The following is a 20,859-nucleotide window of genomic DNA, read 5'->3' on the forward strand; positions in this document are numbered from 1 at the left end:
GCATAGCACGATTGGATATGTGTCACCCTTTGAGTTTGAAAAGCGGTATTATGATAATTTAACCCTGTCAGGCATCGCTGCCTGACTCAAGTAAATCACTCTCCGATAAAGTCGGGGCGGTTCAGACGATGCTGACCCCACACGCTTGGTTGAGTATGATTTGAACATCTTACAAATCGCCACCACCGCTGATGCGGTAGTAAATGAGAGCTCTGTTGGTTCAAATAACACTGACTTTGATATTGGCCATAACCGAAATCTTGGTGCAGCTCGTGCTTCTCATGACATGCTGATATTCTTAGATGTGGATTGTATCGTCGCACCAACGTTTATTAAGCAGCTAAAAACAAAGTTACAGACCCAACCCAATGGTTTGTTTATGGGGCAACCGCGCTATCTGACGCGGCCGTTATCAAAAGAAGAAGCCTTACAACTGCGAGATGGCACCCTCTCTGCCTCTTATCTAAACAGACTGTCTGTTTACAATCCTTATCGTGATAATTTTGATAAAAATGAACCCTGCGCTACTAAAAAACAGACGACAGCGACTAAGCAAACGGCAACTAAAAAAACAGAAAATTACGGCGCATTTTGGAGTTTGTGTTTTGCGATTAAACGGCAAACGTTTGAGCAGATAGGTGGGTTTGATACCCAGTACACAGGTTACGGGGCAGAAGATACCGATTTTGCCTTTACGGCGCGGCAATTAAATATGGATTTTTATCTCACCGCTGACGTGGTTTACCATCAGCAGCATGGCGTCTATCGACCGCCTCTCAATCATTTAGATAGCATTATCATCAATGCCAATCGCTTCTATGATAAATGGCAGTGCTGGCCCATGGAGGGGTGGCTGTCACAATTTGCTAAGATGGGCCTCATCAGTTGGAAGGTCGATCAAACCACCCCGATTGTGCTCATACGAAGGCCCAGCTGCCATGAAATGGCATCCGCTCATTGTCCGGATGCGCCTTACGTTTAAACCTTGATTACTTGGCATCGATCAGATAAAAACGCCATTGATGGGTGAGTCTCGCCTGCTTAATACTGACGAATAACTTCCACTTCTGGTGGCGGCGAGCTCATTTCTCGCCGCTCAAATTCCCAATTGTGTCCATGCCAAAAATGAGCCGTTTTATCGTTATCATTAAACCCAAGCATTAATAACTTTAGTGGTAGCACAGCTTTTTGGACATTTTGTAAATGCTCTCGAGCCGCGAGCAGTAACCGATATAACAGAAAACCTGACGAAGGTGCCGATGAATGAACATCACTAAAACAAGGATAGTCGGCAACGACTGGATGACGGTCTGACAACACGCTATGGTGCTGCGCGCTTTGCAACAATGCTTGTACGGCTGGCGGAATAATAAATATGCGCTCGGAGGAGATGGGATCATCACTCGGACTTGGGTCTTCATGTGGCGAGGGGAACTGGTAGGACTGATTGCTCAATAATATGCCTATAGGTGCAGACTTTGCCATCCGCTTCATCACTGACACGTTGTTACTACGGGGCGGTAAGCCAAAATGCAGCTTACTATCGCCAATCTGACGAAAAAATAACAATTTGGGCAACGCACTTGCTAGTGGATGATTGGCAAAAAAATCAGGGTGTATAAAGTGATTAAACAACACCAAAACATCATCGGGCTGTAGCAGTTTTTCAAGTTGATCCATACTGATAGAAGGATTGTTCGCGACAAATACAATCCGATTACTACGCTTTAACGCATCTTGAATATTGACCGGCAAATTGATAAAGGCCGCCATCTCTTTGCTGACTTCGTTCAAGTCATGTTCACAGCCATTTATTATCAAACGTTCATTAAGAGGCTCTGAATTAAGAGGCACTGAATTAAAAGGCACTGAATTTTGCATAGTAGACGTATCTGTCCTATCTGATGGAAATCGTTCTTTAGTTAGGAGGTACCGAATACGTGCCCACCACATGTGCGACCAAATCGCTTGTGCCTTCTGAATAAAGCGATACCTCACCCACGATAAGTGTGCGCCCTACTTTCATTAAGGTGCAATCAGCGATAATACGAGCGTTGGCCGAGGGTTTACGCAAAAAATTGATGGTCAGGCTCGTCGTTACTGTCAATGGGACAATACCAATTCTGCCAAGTATCGCCACATAGATGGCGACATCAGCGATGCTCATCAATACCGGACCAGAAACTGTGCCGCCAGGCCGCAGCTCATCCACGCCAATAGCGTGTGATAACGTCGCGCCAGTGTCATCTACTGCCTCAACGACGCACTTGGTTTGTGGAAACTCTAGGGCCATAAAGGCGACGATCTCTTCCTTGGTTGCAGACATATCTCTTCCTTGAATTGAATGACTCTTAGTGAGGACTACCTTCCTCATTCATCAATGCACAACTGGTGTACCTTCTGTACTAAACGCAAACCCTTTATTGCTAAAATTTCCAATCATGACTGCTTCTATGACAGGTTTGACCGTTTCATCTATGCCTTCGACTTCGATAATAAAGTTGGCACCCGAGCCGCCTTTATCCTCTTCTTTTTCAACGATATAATTGAGCGTTGCCATCGCTGGCAGCTCGATGGGGGTGTTTAAGTATGACCTTATCAAGGTCCCATGGGTATCGTAGTAGTCAATTTTATTCACATAAAGTGATTTTTTCAGGGTGGTATTGCGGACACTGAGAGTTGCTGACAGCAAGACTTTGCGATTGTCTTTATCGGTATAAACATCTGAGTAAATCGGCACATAAAAGGTTTGCTTGTAGTTAAGTTTACTATGATCCACGTCTGAGCTCATTTCTAACTCTTCAATCGGATCTTGTTGGTGCTCAGACATGACAACGTTCGGGTTTTGCTCGGATCGATCACATCCTGAAAACAGTGTCATTGTAGCTACCAATAAGACGGACATACTGCGCTTATTCATAATTTTTCCCTTTGTCTCGGCATGTCACTGGTTGTGCAAAACTTTACTTAACTTTTATCCCGACACTACGCAGAAACTGGTTGATATGCTTATTCGCGCCATAGATGATGAGGATATCTTTATCTTTCAATACTTGCCCAGGCGTCGCCAAACCTTGAATGCTAGGTTTGGTTTGCGTCCGCCCAAAGCTGTCTTCATAATACTCATAGCGCAGGGTACTAAGCAATCGAATATTAAACTTTTGCTCCAACTGTAAGTCATCGACCGTTTGACCAATCAAAGCGACTGGAATACTAATCTCCACCATACTGAAATGATCGCTCAATTCAAACGAATCTACGAAGTAACGTAGAGACAGTCTTTTTGCCCAGCGTTTGGCGGCTTCTTTTTCCGGATGAATAATGTCATCCACACCGATAGCCTGTAGTACTTTTTCATGCAGGGGATTAATGCTCCGGCTAATCAAACGCTTGGCTTTTAAGGTTTTAAACAGCGCCGTTGCCATGACATTTTCGCCTTGGTCCTCACCAATGGCCACGATGACAATATCGGTATTGCTAATCGGTAAACCATTAACAGTGTGTTCATCTGTGGCATCCATACAGATGGTGTGAGAAATCACCTCTTTATAGGCCTCGACCTTTTGCATGCTATTGTCAATGGCAATTACTTCATGACCTTGACGGGTCAATGCCATACCGAGCGAGGAGCCAAAATTCCCTAACCCTACGATAATATATTTCATGACCTTTTACCTTTTTAATCGTTTTTTAAACTCTTAATAGCCAATTTCAGATAGCTTATTTACAACAACTTAGTTAATAGTAATCTCTTCTGTCGGATAGCGATAATTGCGCTGGCGACTGTTTTTGAGCAGCGCAATAAAGATAGTCAGCATACTCACGCGCCCAACGAACATAATGACAGAAACCACCATCTTACTAAAATCTGATAGCTCGGCCGTCAAATTCAAACTTAGCCCCACCGTGCTATAGGCAGAGAAACACTCGAACACCACTTTGATGAGATCAAGCTCTGGTTGGTCGTAACTGATGAGCGTCACACCCGTACCGATGACCAGTAGTGACAACCACATAATAGAAAACGCGCGGCGAATCGAGATTTCAGCGATCTGGCGTTTAAACACCTCCACCTTGGTCTGCCCACGGGCCAGACTCAAGGTATTTAACAGAGCGATAGCGAAGGTACTGGTCTTGATACCCCCACCTGTGGAGTTTGGCGAAGCACCAATCCACATCAAAAATATCGTCAACATAATCGTCGGAAACGCCAAATCACCCATATCGATCGTATTAAATCCAGCCGTTCTGGGGGTAGCAGCCGTAAAGAACCCTGTCACTAATTTGCCAAAAAAGCTAGTGTGATCAGCAAGCACATTGTTGTACTCAAACATCATCACACCGATGAGACCGATCAGTAATAAAACACCTGTTGTAATTAACGTAATACGGCTATTGATATTGAGTAACCAAGGTTGGTAAGCGCAGCGTTGGTCATTGCGGCGATATATCAGCCGCTCAGCACGGTAACGCAAATAACGCAGCACATTAACCACAATAACGAAGCCCATACCGCCAAAAATGAAGGTCGTGGCAATAATCAACTGTAGTGGGTAGTTAAAGCGTAGGGAGTCATCGTACAGCCCTGCGCTAAAAGTAGAGAACCCCGCATTACAGAACGCAGAGACGGCGTGAAAAACAGAAAAAAACAGTCGCTCAGATAAGTCAATGTCAGGTATGTCATAAATGCTGATATAAATGAGCGCCGCCGCTACCGCCTCAACGGCAAATGTCACGTATAAAATAGACTTGAGCGTCGATACCACATTACCCATACCGCGCATGTAGGACATCTCGCTGATGCTTGCTTGGGTCTCATAACTGACCCCACCCTTAAAGAAGTAACTAAAGTAAGTCACAAACGTCAAAATACCTAAGCCGCCAATTTGAATCAGGCCCATGATAATGACTTGCCCAAACGTCGTGAAATACGTCGCGGTATCTACCACGATAAGCCCAGTCACACAAACGGCACTAGTCGCCGTAAAAAGCGCATCGACAAAGGACAACGGCTGCGTTGTTGCATTGGGCATCATCAGTAATAACGCACCAACCAACACCACTGATAAAAAGCTTAAGATAAAAAACTGGGCAGGGTTTAGAAAAGTGCGATTAAGATTAAAGTCGTGATCAGAGAGCTCACGAACAAAGGTAACGAACACGGCTATCTTTATTGCGACAAAGCCATCAACAGCCGCTGACAATCCTAAACGCACTAGATCAGTGAAATGCGCCACCAATAAAATAACAATGGCGATACTAGTAAAAAAATCAAAAACCGCTACCTTATTTAAAGTGAGCGGTTTTTTGGTGTAGAGATAACGACCAGCAGTTACTACAAAACTTAGGAAAATAATGACAAGATAAATAATATGAAAGACTTGTTGTAGCCATGCCGGTAGTGTAAAACCACTATCTAATAAGGCTATAATGACCCCAACAACACTAATGAGAATAGTAAAATTATTTAACAATCGATAATGCTTGGCTGCATTCATAGACTTAATCCACGATGAAATTAACCGCGACAATTGTACTCCCTTTTTTTACCATTCACAAAAAGTGGCGTTAGACAGTCGTAACCAATTATTAAACGGCTAAGACCCTCCATTATTCATAAAACAGGATAAAAACCGCCACAATCGTATAAAAATTATATGGACGCTCTCACCTAGCACCCTGAATTTTAATTATTTTCAGACGACATTTTTACCCCGCCCCATGTCACTAGCGCCACGCCAAGGGCGATCAGTGAGGCTCCCAAAAACAAACCGGCTGGCGGACTCTCGCCTTGTAAAAAAATAGCAACAGGCACACCAACGACTGCCCCGACCGAGCCCAACAAACTCAATAAGACTGGTCCACCTGTCTTTTGGAGGACAAACAGCAGTAAAAACTGACCAGCAAATACGCCTGCTTGGATAGTAATCACCCCCAGCGGCAGCCATTCCTTGATTGGTACGGTGACTGAAAAATTGGGCAATGCACTAAACATGAGCAGCAACAGGGCAGCCGCCATTAACATGCCTGGAGCGAGGGCATTCGGAGACGCTTTATCAGGCCAACGTAACGTACGGTATATATTGCCAATGGCCAACAGCACAGGGCCGCATAGGGCGATCACAATCCAAAAAATACTGGCATCAGGTGCCGAAAATTTACGTATGGCCAATACCCCTGCCCCCATCAGCGCAGCGGCAACACCCAAAGCTCGGATAATACTAAACCGCTCCATCCTCAGCGTTAGGGCGCCAAGGTAGGTAAGCAAAGGGGGTAGCGATATAATAAGGGCGACAAAACCTGCCCCAACATGCGGTATAGCGGAAAACAGCAATAAATTGGAACCTGCAACACTGATCAGGGCAGCAACAAAATAATACTCAAAGCTACGGGTACTTAAAGGAGGCAGCTCCTGCCTTATAAATGCAATGACCCATAAAATGACGGCAGCGCCCGTGATCGACCAAAAGAGAAAAGCAAGTGGCGTCACCCCTACTTCCCCTGCATATTTTGCTAAATTGGTAGAAATACCTATCAGGGCACCGCCAACCAATAGGCAAATAAAAGGAATGAGCCATGTATTCTTACTACGAAATGGCGGCGGCTTGGAGGAGTCGTTCATCAACTATCCTATTGGATAACTATATTGGCTATCACTTTGGGGTATAACATTGGACAATCATAGCGATTTTTCTGAGTCAGCCATTTACTTAGCCAACAATTTAGAAAGCAGCTCATCTATCTCAACTTTAAATTCTTTATCTTCAATCTTATTGGCACTGATTTTGGCACTTTGTAAGTTTTTGATAGCCGCCTCTGTGTCATCCATCTCGATTTGTAGGACTGCCATAGAAAAAGCAATCGAGGACAGGTGGTCTTTTGAATTAATGGCCGTGGCTTTTGCGAGCGCTTTGTCATAAATGACTAACGCCTCCTCCAAATCTGCCGTAAAGTCCGCAAGTGTCTCCCACTGCTCTGGATGATCTTTATCGGTGTTTTCGTTATCAATACAAATGGCTTTGAGTTCTGCATAAAACGCATCAAATGCCGCTTGATTGCCTTTGCGGTCAGCTTCTAATAACTCTTCCGCTAAGGTATAAATGGCCTTGTATATCTTGGTATTAATCATTTTCTTCTCTATGTTTGGTAAGATGATGACAGTGTGTGTATGGGCTCATCCACTGTTTATTCATAAGTACTTTATAACACGCAAGCGTAGCATGATTGACTATCGCAAGGCGCTTTTTTATCGTTGGCTCAAAAGACAGCTTAAGCATAGCCAGCCAGCCAGTTAGTTAGTTAGTCAAATCATCGTTCTCGCCAGTGCAGCCACAAGCGCGTATCTAGCTCGAACTGATGGTAGTCAGGCTCCATATGGCAGCATAACTGATAAAAAGCTTTATTGTGCTCGTGCTCTTTGAAGTGCGCCAATTCATGGACGACAATCATGCGTAAAAACTCAGGCGGCGCTTCTTTGAATAAGCTGGCCACCGTGATGCTGTTATGCGATTTAAGCTTACTGCCTTGTACTCGAGATTGCGTCGTGTGCATGCCTAAGGCATGTTTGAGAACTTTTAGTTTGCTACTGTAACTGACATTTGATAATGGTCCAATGTTGCGCATGTATTGGTTTTTTATCTCATTGATGTACTGATAAAGTGCTTTGTCACTCTGCAATTGGTGCTGATTGGGATATTTGTTTTCGAGATACGTCCCCAGTCTACCATCACTCATTAGCAGTGCGGCTTGAGTTTGAATTTGCTCTGAGTAATGAGCGATGTACTTTAATGTGGTCACAGGTTCGTCCTTAGCTCTTACCTTTGATTGGCTTATGTCTTTGACGTGTATTGACTGCCTCTTTCTATTTTACTTCATATTCCTTTCATCCGTTCTCAAAAATAAACCCCATAAGCCAAAAGTAGCTTATGGGGTTGTTATTTATAAATAATACTTAAACCTACTGTACATACATTTATAACTCAACGAAGCAGAGAGTTAACGCTCAAGATGTAAATACTGCAAGTGGCGCTCATACTGGTTTAAGATATCGACCAGTACTTGCTCTTTGGTATAGCCAACCAAATCATACTCTTGCGAGCCTTCACTTAAGAACACCTCAGCACGATAATAATACTCTGCATGCTTGGTTGATGTGTTTAACGTAAAATTAGGACGCTCTGCTTTGATTAAATTCACCTCATACACAAAGTCGTCTTCATCACCATGCCCGACGCGCAGTTTTACGCCATCTATCTGACCATTATCTTGATCCATACCAGCATTGATATCTTCACCAATACTGGCAAGGTTGCGGATATCTAGAGAAGTTTTAAGACCACCTGCTGTGAACTCTTTGTCGACCTCAGTCATCGCTGGCATGACGATATTGTGCAAAAATCTTTCGACCTGTGCATGACTGGGGAAGCTGACAATGCGTTGCAAGCGTGCTTTCCAGCCTTTACCGCTGTCGAGTACATTGGCTGTACCAATCGTACTGGCTTTGCGTTTGTTGCCTTCTTCTTTTAGCGACTTCCACATTGACATCATGTAGAGCACAAGGATAAGTGAGAATGGCAAACCGGCAATCACAGACACTGATTGTAGGGAGGCAAAACCACCTGCAAACAATAAGCCTAACGTGATAAGACCTGTTGCTGCCGCCCAAAACAAACGCAACCAAACGGGTGCATCGGTATCATTGGTCATCCCTCTTGAGCTCAGATTTGCCAACACCAAAGCGCCTGAGTCAGCAGACGTCACAAAGAATACTAAGCCGATCACGACGCCTGCAAATGACAACACGTTACTGTAAGGAAAATACTCAAACAAGGCAAACATGCCCATCGCCGCGTCATTGACCGCGATTTTACCAAGCTCGGTGGCACCATTGGCCACTAAATCTATCGCTGAATTACCAAAGATAGAAAACCATGCAAAGATAAAGCCCAGTGGAATAAACATCACGCCAAATACAAACTCACGCAAGGTACGACCACGGCTGATACGGGCAATAAACAAGCCTACAAACGGTGCCCAAGCAACCCACCACGCCCAGAAAAATATCGTCCACGCGGACTTCCAGTCAGCACCCGCTGTGCCATCATAAGCATACACATCAAACGTTTTTGCAACGATCGTTTGGAAATATTGACCAATATTTTGGGTAAAGGTATTCAACAGATAAACCGTGTTACCCATGACTAATATGGCAAGCAATAATAGGATCGACGACAGCATATTGAATTCAGAGAGACGGCGTACACCTTTTTCAACACCCGTCATTGCAGAAATAGCAGCAGCGGCAACGACACCCACGATAATGAGCGTCTGAACCATTTTGCTAGATTCAATACCGAACACGTGGGTCAGTCCAGCATTGGCCTGCAAAACCCCAATGCCCAAGCTGGTGGCAATACCCATCAACGTACATACAACGCCAAAGGTATCAATACTATCACCAAGCCAGCCCTTGATTAGACGCTCGCCAAATATCGGGGTCAATGGTGACCGTAGCGCCAGCGGCATGTTTTTGCGGTAAGCAAAATACGCCAGAGCCATACCAATCAGTGCATAAATACCCCAACCATGTAGACCCCAATGTAAAAAAGTCTGAGCAAGCGCCTGACGCATGGCTTCTGCACTGGCAGGCTCAAGCCCCGTATGCGGTGTTAGATAATGCATCAAAGGTTCAGAGGCACCAAAAAACAATAGATCAATACCGATACCAGCTGAAAACAGCATGGCCGCCCAGGCTAGAAAGGGAAACTGGGCTTTTTCATGATCTTGACCAAGCTTGATGTCACCATATTTAGAAAAGCCAACAAAGAGCGCAAAGATGCTATAAGCGGCAACCACCAACATGTAATACCAGCCAAAGCTGGCTGAAACCCATGCCATGCTTGAGCTTAGTAATGCCTCACTATAATCTGGAAAAGCAATCGTCCAGATTATTAACAATATAGAAATAATAGCTGAGCCTAAGAACACCGTCTTATTTAAGCTTAGGGGTTTCGTCGCATCAACGGATGGCGAACTGTACATAAAAGACCTCAATAGGTAAATTAAACAGGGTCTGATAGTGCTTTGTCCGTGATAACTTCACAACCGCATGACGCACAAAGCAGTACCAATAAATGAAACGTTGTTATGGAGTTCACAACAGATACAAACACAACGATAACGTCAATACGTTATCGTTGATAAAAAAGACCTTTACTTAGAAAGGTCTTTTTTATGACATGCTCTTATATGGTTATTTGGTTAGTCGTTTGGCAGCAGCTTATACAATAAGACTGTAATCGCGCATCGGCTCAGATCGCAGCGGCGCACCATTAGCCACATAGTAGTCTGCCGTCGAGCGTGGTAGCTGTACGCCGCGCATCTTATCGGCGATTTTTTCTGCGAGCATAATGGTGGTCGCGTTGAGATTGCCACTGATGATATTTGGCATAATTGACGCATCGACGACACGCAGGCCATCGATACCGTGTACCAAACCTTCACCATTCACCACCGCATCATTCCCTTCGCCCATCGCACACGTACAAGAGGGGTGGTAGGCGGTCTCACCATGTTCGCGCACATAGTCGTCTAGCTGCTGATCGGTCACTAAATCTTCGCTTGGTGATATAGCACGGCCACGGTAAGGGTCAAGCGCCGGCTGATGCATAATCTCGCGAGTGATACGCATGGCGGCTCGAAACTCTTGCCAGTCTTGCTCATGAGACATGTAGTTAAATAGGATACTAGGATGGGCTTTTGGATCTTTTGAGGTCAGCTTCACACGGCCGCGACTGGGTGAACGCAATGAGCCAACATGCGCCTGAAAGCTATGAGAATCACTGGCACTTCGACCATCATAACGAACCGCAAGCGGCAAGAAATGATACTGAATATTAGGATGTGTAAACTTCTCATCGGTACGGATAAAGCCGCCACCCTCAAATTGGTTAGACGCGCCCAGCCCTGTACCATTGAACAACCACTCGGCCCCAATCGCGGGCTTATTCCACCACTTATTAGCAGGCGCAATTGAGACCGGCAGCTTACACTCATACTGCATGTACAACTCCAAATGATCTTGGAGGTTATTGCCTACGCCTGGCAGATCCAGCACTTCAGTCACGCCCAAATCTTTGAGCCACTGTCCAGGACCAACACCTGAGCGTTGCAATAATTGCGGTGAGGCAATTGCACCAGAGGAGACAATCACTTCACGAGACGCATAGAAGTTTTTACTCTGACCTTCGTGCTCTACTTTCACGCCGACAGCACGCTTGCCATCGAATAAGATCACATCAGTCAGCGCGCCGGTCAAAATCGTGATATTGCTACGCGGTTTGGCACGATCGAGATAACCACGAGCCGTCGATGCGCGGCGACCGTTTGGCGTGACAAAGCGATCCATCGGACCAAAGCCTTCTTGCTGATAGCCGTTCAAGTCTTCGGTGCGCGGATAGCCCGCTTGCACGCCCGCTTCGATCATGGCTTGAAACAGTGGGTTCACCCCAGGCTTTGACGTGGTCATCTCAACAGGACCACCCGCGCCATGATAGTCATTTTCGCCAATGTCACGGTTTTCTGATTTTTTAAAATAAGGCAAGCAGTCCAAATACGTCCAATCCGATAAACCGTCTAGTTTGGCCCAATCATCAAAATCTAACGCATTACCACGGATATAACACATCCCATTGATCAGCGATGAGCCACCAAGCCCTTTGCCGCGACCACAGTCCATGACACGGTTATTCATGTACGGTTCAGGATCTGTTTTATAACCCCAATTATAAGTAGTCCCTTGCAAAGGCATCGCAAGCGCGGCGGGCATTTGGGTACGAAAATCCAATCGGTAATCAGGACGGCCTGCTTCTAACAGCAACACCTTAATATTGGCATCTTCGGTTAAACGTGTGGCCAGCACATTACCTGCTGAGCCTGCACCGACAATAATATAGTCATATTCCAGGGTATTTGATGTCATAACATGCTCCGTAATATTGAAAAAAACGTCAATCGTTTAGTATCAGCAAGGTCGAATAAAAAATAATCAACCTTACTGCTTTATTTTTTCTCAATACCAACGATTAAAATACCGACTCAAACGTCCCCAATTCTACTTGGATAGACTTGGTTTGAGTGTAATGCTCAAGGGCTTCAATGCCATTCTCACGGCCAATCCCCGAATGCTTATAACCGCCGACTGGCATTTGTGCGGCTGACTCACCCCACGTGTTCAACCAGCAGATACCCGCTTCGATTTGTGCAATGACTCGGTGCGCTCTTGTTAAATCAGCAGTCACCACCCCAGCCGCCAACCCATACTCAGTATCATTGGCGCGGCGGATCACCTCTGCTTCGGTCTCATACGTCAGTATTGACATCACAGGACCAAAGATTTCCTCGCGTACGATGGACATATCATCATGGCAATCTGTAAAGACAGTCGGCGCCACAAATGCGCCTTTTGCAAGTGAATCTGTCGTGACACGCTCACCGCCCGTGAGCAAACGTGCGCCACTGGCTTTGCCTTGCTCAATATAGCCAAGCACTCTTTCCATATGCGAAAAACTGACCAATGGGCCCATATTGACGCTTTCGTCCATCGGATCGCCAAGCTTAATACGCTCGACACGCGTCAAGATGGCTTGCTCAAATTTGGCTTGTAAGGCTTTAGGGATAAACACTCGCGTACCATTGGTACATACTTGACCGCTGCTATAGAAGTTGGCCATCATCGCGATGTCAGCGGCGGTATCGATGTCTGCATCATCAAATATAATCAACGGGGACTTACCACCAAGCTCGAGCGTCACGTCTTTAAGAGACGATGTTGCTGCACTCGACATGACCTTTTTACCCGTCGGTACGCCGCCCGTAAACGATACTTTGGCAATATCAGGATGCTGAGTGAGTGCTTCGCCCACTTCATAATTACCTTGTACCACGTTGAAAACGCCATTTGGCAGTCCCGCTTCTGTCAAAATTTCTGCCAGTTTTAGTGCGGTTAAAGGCGTGACTTCTGATGGCTTAAAAATCATCGCATTACCCGCGGCCAAGGCTGGAGCGGCCTTCCACATAGCGATCTGGATGGGATAGTTCCATGCGCCAATGCCTGCCACCACGCCCAGCGGCTCGCGGCGCGTATAAACAAAACTGCTGTCACGCAGCGGAATCTGGCGACCCTCAATCATTGGCGCAAGCCCTGCATAGTACTCCACCACATCAGCACCCGTAACGATATCCACATATTTCGTCTCAGAGAGCGCTTTGCCTGTGTCTTTGGTTTCCAGTAACGCCAGCACATCATTGCGCGCGCGTAGTATGTCAACTGCGTTCAGTAAAATACGGCTACGCTCAACGGGCGTCATAGCAGCCCAAATTTTTTGACCTTGCTGTGCGGCTTGTACCGCCTCATTAATCTGCTCATGGGTGGTTTGCTGAATGGTTGCCAATACCTCGCCCGTCGCCGGATTAATGTCTTCAAAGGTGGACAGTGACTCATCGACAGCCAAATAACGGCCGTTGATATAGGCGGTTTGCACTTTTTCTAAATCAATGATGTCTGTTACGTTTTTTGAATCTGTCATAGGTTCTCCTTACGACGATTGGCCGCGCTGTTAAAAATGAATCGCGCAAACCAATGAATTCGTCATTACTTAAGTATTGGGATAAAATTTATGGGATATTCACTGACTAAGTATGCCGTTCATATTTTTTAACGGTTGTCTTAGCGAGCCTGTATAAACCGTGCGTTAAACTTATTTATCCATGTTTTCATCTTATTGATCAAAGTCACGCTGCGTCATTTGTAGCAAACGCGCACGTAACGACTTTTTATCCGATATGTTGATGCCTGAAAAATCAGAGAGCCAAATACCATCAGCGACCAGACGCACCATACATAACGTTTCGGTATTATCAGTGGCTTCGTGTTTTTTCAGTTGTTCATTTGCCCACTGCGCCCACAATTCACGCATCTCACTGTCGCCTAACATCAGTACATATAATGTTGCCTGATTATCAAACTCTTTATGTCCCTTCTCGCCTAGGCTAATAGTGGCATCGATATAGGCACGGGTAAAAGAGCCATAACGCACAGGATCCTTGGCCATTGCTGCATCCACTTCTGCCTCAAATTTGGCCATAGCGTCATTGAATACTTCAAGGATCAGCGCATTTTTGGTGGCGAAGTGATGCATCACGCCCCCTTTAGTCACCCCTACTGCATCGGCAACCGCTTGAAAAGTGACCTTAGACAAACCCTGCTCTAACGTTATCCTTGCGGCTTGATCAAGGAGCGCGCGGCGAATGACTTCTGGTTGTTTTTTACGCTTATAAGCATTTTCCATTTCCATCTTAGTGCACCATAGACTTAGACAATAAATTCATCACCACAACCCCACTCACGATCATCGTAATCCCCACCACGGCTGCTGCATCGAGGCTTTGCTTAAACACTACCACGCTAACGAGCGACGTCAGCACAATTCCCAGTCCGCCCCACAGCGCATAAGCAATACCAAGCGGTATGGTCTTGAGCGTCTGCGTTAAGAAGTAAAATGAGATGGCATAAAGCACACCCATGATCAAGGTCGGTACCAAACGCGTAAACTGCTCTGACTTTGCGAGAAAGGTCGTACCAATCACCTCACAAATAATGGCCATGGCAAGATAACCATAAGCAATAGTGGTAGGACTCATAGTTAGGTTACCCATCTCAAATGAAGCATATAGTAAAAAGTATGATAAAGAAACCACATGGTCGGTATTTTATAGAAAGTTTTCGGTAATGTGAAGGGTAAGTTTATGATTTCTTGATTTAAATGCCCTAAAAATGGCTTTAGCGGCCAAAAAACAAACCGTTTTTCAATCAAATATCGCTGTATAAGGACATATCTGGTGCTAAAATTTTAGAGGAGCAATGTGGCAAAATAGAGCAACCAATAAGGGTGGTGAGTCGTTGAATAAATAAGCCAGCATGTTGGACGTATCCGTTGACCGAGGGGCGCATAGCAAGGGCCAACAGGCCCTTTTTGCCAGATTGCGATAATATTTATAATTAATGTCATAATAAGGTTGACAGCCCCTAACGACTTGGCTAAAATGTGCCCCACATAACGCAAACAAGCCAAGTGGTTGCTCTTATATAAAGCTCAAATAACTGGCTGTTATGACAACTTATTCTCCAATAGCTCAGTTGGTAGAGCAACGGACTGTTAATCCGTGTGTCCCTGGTTCGAGCCCAGGTTGGAGAGCCATATACTAAAAACCTTCATCACTATTTGATGAAGGTTTTTTTATGGTCGCAGCTTTTATCTTTAATGACTGTCATGTCTAACGACGAGAATATTAGCGCGGCCGTGGTGTTCTTTTAGGCATTTTTGTTGTATGGTAAGGTTAGTCTTGATTGGGTTAGTTTTCGTCTGATTGCTTTACTCCTACTCACTAAAAGTAATGGTTTATTATGATACCTGTACGTGTAAAAAATAAATTTTCTGATCATCCGCAAAAAATCATGCGCCCGATCAGTGTACGTTTGTCTGAAGAGATGATTGCGCTATTAGAAACGACGTCGTCAGAGTTGGGTTTTAAACGTATCCAAGGGCTTATTCGCCTATACATTCGTCAAGGTCTTGATCGTGACCATCAGGATTATACGCTAGCGCACGATGAGGTTTTTATCGAAACGTTGCGTAAACGCGGTGTCAGTCAACACATTATCGATGAAGCGATTGTCGTGACTCACAATAATAATATTTCTCACCCTTTGTCAGAGCTGCAAGACAACGAGTAAAAAGGCTATTAAAAGGCTCACATTAAAAAATATGATTTGATGGGGTTAGAGCCAAAATACGTAGGGCTTCTCACAAAAAAAGACTAAGTATGCCGATGCGCACTTAGTCTTTTTTTGTGGGTGTATAAAACAGTAAACGCACCCTCATGCACGATTTTTTATAAACCCGCTGCTTTATATGTCTCTTCACGTTTTTCTTCGTTAAAGACAAAGACACACATCTCTGTGTCTCTCGATTAAGTTGACTACAGTATTTAGCCATAATTAAACACAATACATCGATAAACGCGGTATATTAAATAAGTAGTCATTAGTATTATTCAGGGTTTACTAGGAGGTGCACGATGATGGAATTACATCAACGTTTCAGCAAAGTACTGTTATTAACGGGCGCTTTAGCGATGCTAGCGCTCGCTCCTGCCTGCTCGCCGCCACAAATTGATCCAAGCAAAAAGACCATACCGACCGACTCGGATCAATGGCAAAAAGAGCTGGGCCCAACGTTAGAGCAACTGCCTGAATCCGACCAGCAGCTGCTCAGTCGCTATATGCTAAGAATGAAGCTGAGCGAAGCTTATGAATCAGGAGCGATGCCGCGCACCACCATCAAGCAAGCCCTCATACAGCAGCGTGAGTATGAGCGCTTGCATCCAAATAACCCAACGGGTCAAAAAAGCCCCATCGCCACAAACCAGCATGCCATAACCGCAAAGTATCCTGTTGCCCTCCTACCCGTTAAAAGTAGCGATAGCGACAGCTTAAACCAAGTAAAGCTGCAGTTTATGCTCTCAAATCACGGTGATATTGCCATTCAGAGCTTTAAAGGCACACTAACCATGCAAGACATCCATCTAAAGCAAGGTAAAAGCTTTAGTGTCCCTCTAACAGACTTCGATCCGCCTATTAAGCCAGAACAATCTGGCAAAATAATCATCGAAAGTAGTATTGAAGATATTAACGTCATGCGTGCCATCAGAAACACCAAAGACATGACGATTGAGATTACTGAGGGAACACTCGTATTAGAAGATGGTCAAAAAATTAAGTTTGGCGAATCGCTAGTGAGATAACAGGTGTGGTTTGGCGCGTTGATGTTGATATAGAATACGCAATAAAAAAACCCCCAATCATTGCTGATTGGGGGTTTTTCGAATTTGGCGGAGACGGAGAGATTCGAACTCTCGAAGGGCTATGAACCCTTGTCGGTTTTCAAGACCGGTGCATTCAACCGCTCTGCCACGTCTCCATTGGTGCATCATTATATAGATATCATTTTATAATGCAAGCCTATAATTCAAAAAATTTAAATTAATTTTCCAATACCTTGTTATCACTGCTTTATCACGTACTTGAAGCGAGGTGTAAGCACATATCTAGCAGCCTATTGGCATAGCCCCACTCGTTATCATACCAAGCAAACACCTTATACTGATCCCCAACTTGCATCAACTGCTGCCCATCAATAATAAGGGACTCTGTCTGATGGATAAAATCACTGGAAACCAACGGCTCATCGGTATACGCCATAATATCAAACAGGTGCGCTTGACTGGCAGACTTAAGGGCCGCCCCAATCTCTGCAACACTCACATTGGACGTATCAAAGACAAAGGTCACATCAATGGCAGCCACATCAATAGTGGGTACCCGTATCGAATGACCATTTATTTTGCCAATCATCGCTGGCAGCACACGCTCTGTGGCAGCGATACTACTAGAGGTGGTTGGAATAATATTGTAACCAGAAGCACGCGCGCGTCTTGGGTCACGATGCGCTTGATCCAGTACCGTTTGATCAGCCGTGACCGCATGAATCTCCGTCATCATGGCCGACTTTACACCAAATGCCTTATCTAATGTATCGATCAAGGGGACCAATGCCTGAGTGGTACAAGAAACGCTGGAAATGATCGGCAGCTCACGCGTTAACGCCTCTGTGTTCACGCCCATGACGATACAGGCATCGACATCATCAAAAGGCGCGGCACCGATAATCACTTGCTGGGCGCCCGCCTCAATGTGCAGATGCGCTTGCTTATAAGAGCGAAAGTGCCCCGTACACTCAAGCACCACATCGACCGCCAGCGCCTGCCACGGTAACTGCGCAGGGTTGGGTTCTGAGAACAAATTGATACAGTACGTATAATTGTTTTTTGTCAGACAAAGCTGGCTTCGACTACCATCATCGGTGCCAATCGCCACAATATCCGCACTGACGCCAAGTCGACTTAAACGTCCATGGGTACTATCAAACTTTAACAGGTGTAATAGGATATCAGCGGGTGCCAAGTCATTAATCGCCACGACGTGAATGGCTCGGCCCAACACCTCAAAGCGCTCTAGGAGCGCACGCAATACGTTGCGCCCGATACGGCCAAAGCCGTTAATAGCGACTCTTAGTGGCGGTGTGTGCTCGCCCGTCACATGAAAAGCTGACGTCCCTACTGGATCAGAGGTCAATTGATAAGTGGCGCTAGAAAAATCAGGCATAACAAATGATCGCTCTAAAGGGGTATAAAAATTAAGCGCTTTTCCGCTCAATACGCTCTAACAGTTACTTGATACCATGGTTTTAACAACCTAGTTTTGACAACCTAGCTCTAACAACATGGTTCAATAACATCGTTTGTTGCTGTGCTTGGATAAACGTTATGGCGTAATAAAAATCAGGGCCAAGCGAATGGTATTGTAATCAATACTCTGCTTGAGATGATCAAATATCGGACGCAGTTTAACACTACCATCGTCATTGAAATCATTTGGGTTATTAGCGACCTTAATCGCCACATAGGCATTGCCCACTGCTGTCATTACTTCATCCTCTGGACGCAAATGATCACAAGCCAAACTTGGATCTTGCGACTTTAGCTCACCAATATGACGCATGATGGTCGACTGTGACAGTTGCCGTGCTTGTGATATCTCCGCAATGCTCAAACTTTCTTCTAATAACAGCCGTGTCGCTAAAAGCGTGCTGTCTGATTTGTCAGAAACTTGATTGCCCAGTTTCTGTTTTTTGTTTAGCTGAGCCTGCTGTTGCTCGCGGCGCTTTTTTTGTAGATTGGCATAGGCGTCAATCACTGATTTACTCAGCGTCCCACCCGATTTAAGGATAAATTTCTCATGTGCCTGTGTCATGCTGTCTTCATCGAGCATCGCATAGTTGGCATCGGCTTCTGCAGACAGCACCAAAAAGCGCTTATCTGCACCGCGTGCCAGTGGATCGAGTTGCAAGCTCATGTCATTCATACCGAGCAGCTGCAAACCTGCCAGCGACTTCAGCCGTGATAGCGCCACATAACCTTGACCCAGCTCAAACGTACGCGACAAGTCAATCTCAGCCGCCTCCAGTGTCATACCTTGTGACTTATGAATGGTAATTGCCCATGCTAGGCAAAGCGGTACTTGCTCATAACTCGCCAACACCTCACCTGTCTCGTCTTCGATGATCCACTCTTCAGGTTCAGCGATGACTTCACGTCCGGAGTTTAGTCTAACCACAGGCATTTTTTGCGTCGCCGCTTTCTTTGCTTTTGGCTTATCGGCTTCTTTTTTAGCAGCGCTTTTTTTATCTTTAGGGATGTCTTTATCATCGTCATTGTTGTGATGAGTGCCGTCATCATCTTCGATTAACGCCTCACTATTGTCCTTACTGTCCTCAATCTTAACGGCGGCAAATCCTATCAACTCACCCATCGTGCCGTTAGAGACACCCAGCTCGGTATTGTTTTTGATAAACATCACCTTAGCACCAACTTTCAAAACCAGCTCATCTTGGGTACGTACGGTTTTTTTCAACGTCTCAACCAGCTTGCTATCGCCAGTCGATGTTGCCTCAAAGCGCCTCATTTCACCAGACAGCGCCGCCAGCTCTTTGTCATTGATTTTATTGACATTAAGGTTATGCGTATAAAGTCGCGTACGCTTGATATCGACATTTTGATCACAGGTTGCTTCAAGCGCAGCAATCGCCTCAAAAGTCACTTCCTGACGACGAATTTGATTCAGAATATCATCTAAATCAAGGCCGCCATTGGCCGCCTCGCTAACCTGTCGGTGCTGCTCAGACAAATAGCAAATATGAAACTTAGCATCGAGCCAAGCTTCTGACATAAAGGCAAACTTCTCACGGTTGGTCTCGCCCTTGCTGCCAATCGGTGGTAACTGAAAAAAATCACCGGCTACCACTACTTGAATCCCGCCAAACGCCGTGTCGTTTTTGCGTACATGCTTGAGTACTTGGCTCACCAAGTTGAGCTGTTTGGCATGGAGCATCGATATTTCATCGATGATGAGTACAGCGGTCTCTTTTAGTCGGTCGGCCAAAAACTGTTTACGCGATAAATTGCTCAAATCTCGATCTGAGAGCTCATCCTTAATGCCTATTCCCGACCAACTATGAATGGTCGTGCCGCTCATATGAGTCGCAGCAATACCCGTACTAGCAGTCACCGCAACAGGCACTCGTCGCGCCCGCAAATAATCAATGTATTGATTGAGCGTATAGGTCTTCCCTGAACCTGCTGAGCCCGTTAAAAAGACATTTTGACCTGTTTTTAAGATATCGAGAGCAGAAGATTGACGCATAGATTCAAACCAGCCAGTAATGTGAAAAAAGAGAATAATAAAACCATCATGATAATGGAAAAAAACGCAACATTTGCCTAAAATCACCTAAAATTTGCGGGCTGTGCAACCTTGAGGTATCGACAATAAAATAAACAATTGTCAATAGAATATAGATAAAAAATGCTTTATTTTTTATAAATGCAAAAAATCAATAGCTTATCTTTTAATTTTTTCCGTAAAGTATCTGCTTTGATCATAAATACCAAGCCTATGCATTCTAGGCTTTACAGCAATAAAATCATGGCCATTAAAGCAAACTTCCTGTTATGTGTTAACTCATCAGTCATTATAAAATTTTAGTATGATTATCAGCAGAAGCCGAGTAGTATGGAACGTGTACAGAGAGCAATTGATGTTAATCAATCACAACATCAACTGATATTGTTTTGCGATAACAGATATTAGGATAGATAAAATTGCGCTTGTATTATCCGATA

At 45.0% G+C, this 20,859-nt stretch carries 18 protein-coding genes and 2 tRNA genes; 4 read left to right on the forward strand and 16 right to left on the reverse strand.

Features of this window, described 5'->3' with window-relative positions; all coding sequences use genetic code 11:
- Positions 1-160: 160 nt before the first annotated feature.
- Complete coding sequence (locus DVY93_RS09165; protein WP_230710453.1) at positions 161-982, forward strand: galactosyltransferase-related protein; 822 nt, start codon at positions 161-163, stop codon at positions 980-982.
- A gap of 59 nt (positions 983-1,041) precedes the next feature.
- On the opposite strand, the gene DVY93_RS09170 is transcribed toward DVY93_RS09165, so the two are convergent.
- From DVY93_RS09170 to DVY93_RS09230, 13 genes are all read right to left on the reverse strand, one after another.
- The gene (locus DVY93_RS09170) at positions 1,042-1,881 is read right to left on the reverse strand and encodes a hypothetical protein (protein ID WP_230710454.1); all 840 of its coding nucleotides are present in this window, start codon (positions 1,879-1,881) and stop codon (positions 1,042-1,044) included.
- A gap of 37 nt (positions 1,882-1,918) precedes the next feature.
- A complete protein-coding gene (locus DVY93_RS09175; protein WP_193004912.1) occupies positions 1,919-2,326 on the reverse strand; it encodes a PaaI family thioesterase in 408 nt (135 codons plus the stop codon).
- 51 nt (positions 2,327-2,377) lie between these two features.
- Positions 2,378-2,920, reverse strand: coding sequence for a DUF3124 domain-containing protein (locus tag DVY93_RS09180; protein WP_230710455.1), 543 nt, complete (start codon positions 2,918-2,920; stop codon positions 2,378-2,380).
- 43 nt (positions 2,921-2,963) lie between these two features.
- Positions 2,964-3,665 carry a potassium channel family protein gene (locus DVY93_RS09185; RefSeq protein WP_230710456.1) on the reverse strand — a complete coding sequence of 234 codons (702 nt, stop codon included), beginning with the start codon at positions 3,663-3,665 and terminating at the stop codon, positions 2,964-2,966.
- Positions 3,666-3,734: 69 nt separating this feature from the next.
- Positions 3,735-5,498, reverse strand: a complete 1,764-nt coding sequence (locus DVY93_RS09190) for a TrkH family potassium uptake protein (RefSeq protein WP_230710458.1) — start codon at positions 5,496-5,498, stop codon at positions 3,735-3,737.
- A 188-nt stretch (positions 5,499-5,686) separates the two neighbouring features.
- Positions 5,687-6,622 carry a DMT family transporter gene (locus DVY93_RS09195; RefSeq protein WP_230710460.1) on the reverse strand — a complete coding sequence of 312 codons (936 nt, stop codon included), beginning with the start codon at positions 6,620-6,622 and terminating at the stop codon, positions 5,687-5,689.
- Positions 6,623-6,706: 84 nt separating this feature from the next.
- Positions 6,707-7,129, reverse strand: coding sequence for a tetratricopeptide repeat protein (locus DVY93_RS09200; RefSeq protein ID WP_230710462.1), 423 nt, complete (start codon positions 7,127-7,129; stop codon positions 6,707-6,709).
- A 179-nt stretch (positions 7,130-7,308) separates the two neighbouring features.
- Positions 7,309-7,797: a M48 metallopeptidase family protein gene (locus tag DVY93_RS09205; RefSeq protein ID WP_230710464.1), complete on the reverse strand. Its 489-nt coding sequence runs from the start codon at positions 7,795-7,797 to the stop codon at positions 7,309-7,311.
- Between the two features lie 198 nt (positions 7,798-7,995).
- Positions 7,996-10,041, reverse strand: coding sequence for a choline BCCT transporter BetT (gene betT, locus DVY93_RS09210; RefSeq protein ID WP_230710466.1), 2,046 nt, complete (start codon positions 10,039-10,041; stop codon positions 7,996-7,998).
- A 238-nt stretch (positions 10,042-10,279) separates the two neighbouring features.
- A complete protein-coding gene (gene betA / locus DVY93_RS09215) occupies positions 10,280-11,980 on the reverse strand; it encodes a choline dehydrogenase (RefSeq protein ID WP_230710468.1) in 1,701 nt (566 codons plus the stop codon).
- A 103-nt stretch (positions 11,981-12,083) separates the two neighbouring features.
- Positions 12,084-13,586 (reverse strand): betaine-aldehyde dehydrogenase, encoded by a 1,503-nt coding sequence (gene betB / locus DVY93_RS09220; protein ID WP_198334011.1) that lies wholly within the window; start codon positions 13,584-13,586, stop codon positions 12,084-12,086.
- A 192-nt stretch (positions 13,587-13,778) separates the two neighbouring features.
- On the reverse strand, positions 13,779-14,354 hold the full coding sequence (locus tag DVY93_RS09225) for a TetR/AcrR family transcriptional regulator (protein WP_230710469.1): 576 nt from the start codon (positions 14,352-14,354) through the stop codon (positions 13,779-13,781).
- Position 14,355: 1 nt separating this feature from the next.
- The gene (locus tag DVY93_RS09230) at positions 14,356-14,700 is read right to left on the reverse strand and encodes a DMT family transporter (protein ID WP_230710472.1); all 345 of its coding nucleotides are present in this window, start codon (positions 14,698-14,700) and stop codon (positions 14,356-14,358) included.
- Positions 14,701-15,181: 481 nt separating this feature from the next.
- Between DVY93_RS09230 and DVY93_RS09235 the strand changes: the two genes are divergently transcribed.
- The 3 genes from DVY93_RS09235 (at position 15,182) to DVY93_RS09245 (ending at position 16,863) form a co-directional block, all read left to right on the forward strand.
- Positions 15,182-15,257: transfer RNA gene (locus DVY93_RS09235), tRNA-Asn, on the forward strand.
- A 206-nt stretch (positions 15,258-15,463) separates the two neighbouring features.
- Positions 15,464-15,793 (forward strand): CopG family transcriptional regulator, encoded by a 330-nt coding sequence (locus tag DVY93_RS09240; RefSeq protein ID WP_193004900.1) that lies wholly within the window; start codon positions 15,464-15,466, stop codon positions 15,791-15,793.
- Positions 15,794-16,137: 344 nt separating this feature from the next.
- Positions 16,138-16,863, forward strand: a complete 726-nt coding sequence (locus DVY93_RS09245) for a hypothetical protein (protein ID WP_230710474.1) — start codon at positions 16,138-16,140, stop codon at positions 16,861-16,863.
- Between the two features lie 85 nt (positions 16,864-16,948).
- Here DVY93_RS09245 and DVY93_RS09250 read toward each other — a convergent pair.
- The 3 genes from DVY93_RS09250 to DVY93_RS09260 form a co-directional block, all read right to left on the reverse strand.
- Positions 16,949-17,039, reverse strand: a tRNA-Ser gene (locus tag DVY93_RS09250).
- A gap of 95 nt (positions 17,040-17,134) precedes the next feature.
- Positions 17,135-18,283, reverse strand: coding sequence for a type I glyceraldehyde-3-phosphate dehydrogenase (locus DVY93_RS09255; protein ID WP_230710475.1), 1,149 nt, complete (start codon positions 18,281-18,283; stop codon positions 17,135-17,137).
- 159 nt (positions 18,284-18,442) lie between these two features.
- Positions 18,443-20,380 (reverse strand): AAA family ATPase, encoded by a 1,938-nt coding sequence (locus DVY93_RS09260; RefSeq protein WP_230710477.1) that lies wholly within the window; start codon positions 20,378-20,380, stop codon positions 18,443-18,445.
- Between the last annotated feature and the right edge of the window lie 479 nt (positions 20,381-20,859).

Origin of the sequence: Psychrobacter sp. CCUG 69069 (assembly GCF_021023115.1) — a bacterium.
GTDB classification, from domain to species: domain Bacteria; phylum Pseudomonadota; class Gammaproteobacteria; order Pseudomonadales; family Moraxellaceae; genus Psychrobacter; species Psychrobacter namhaensis.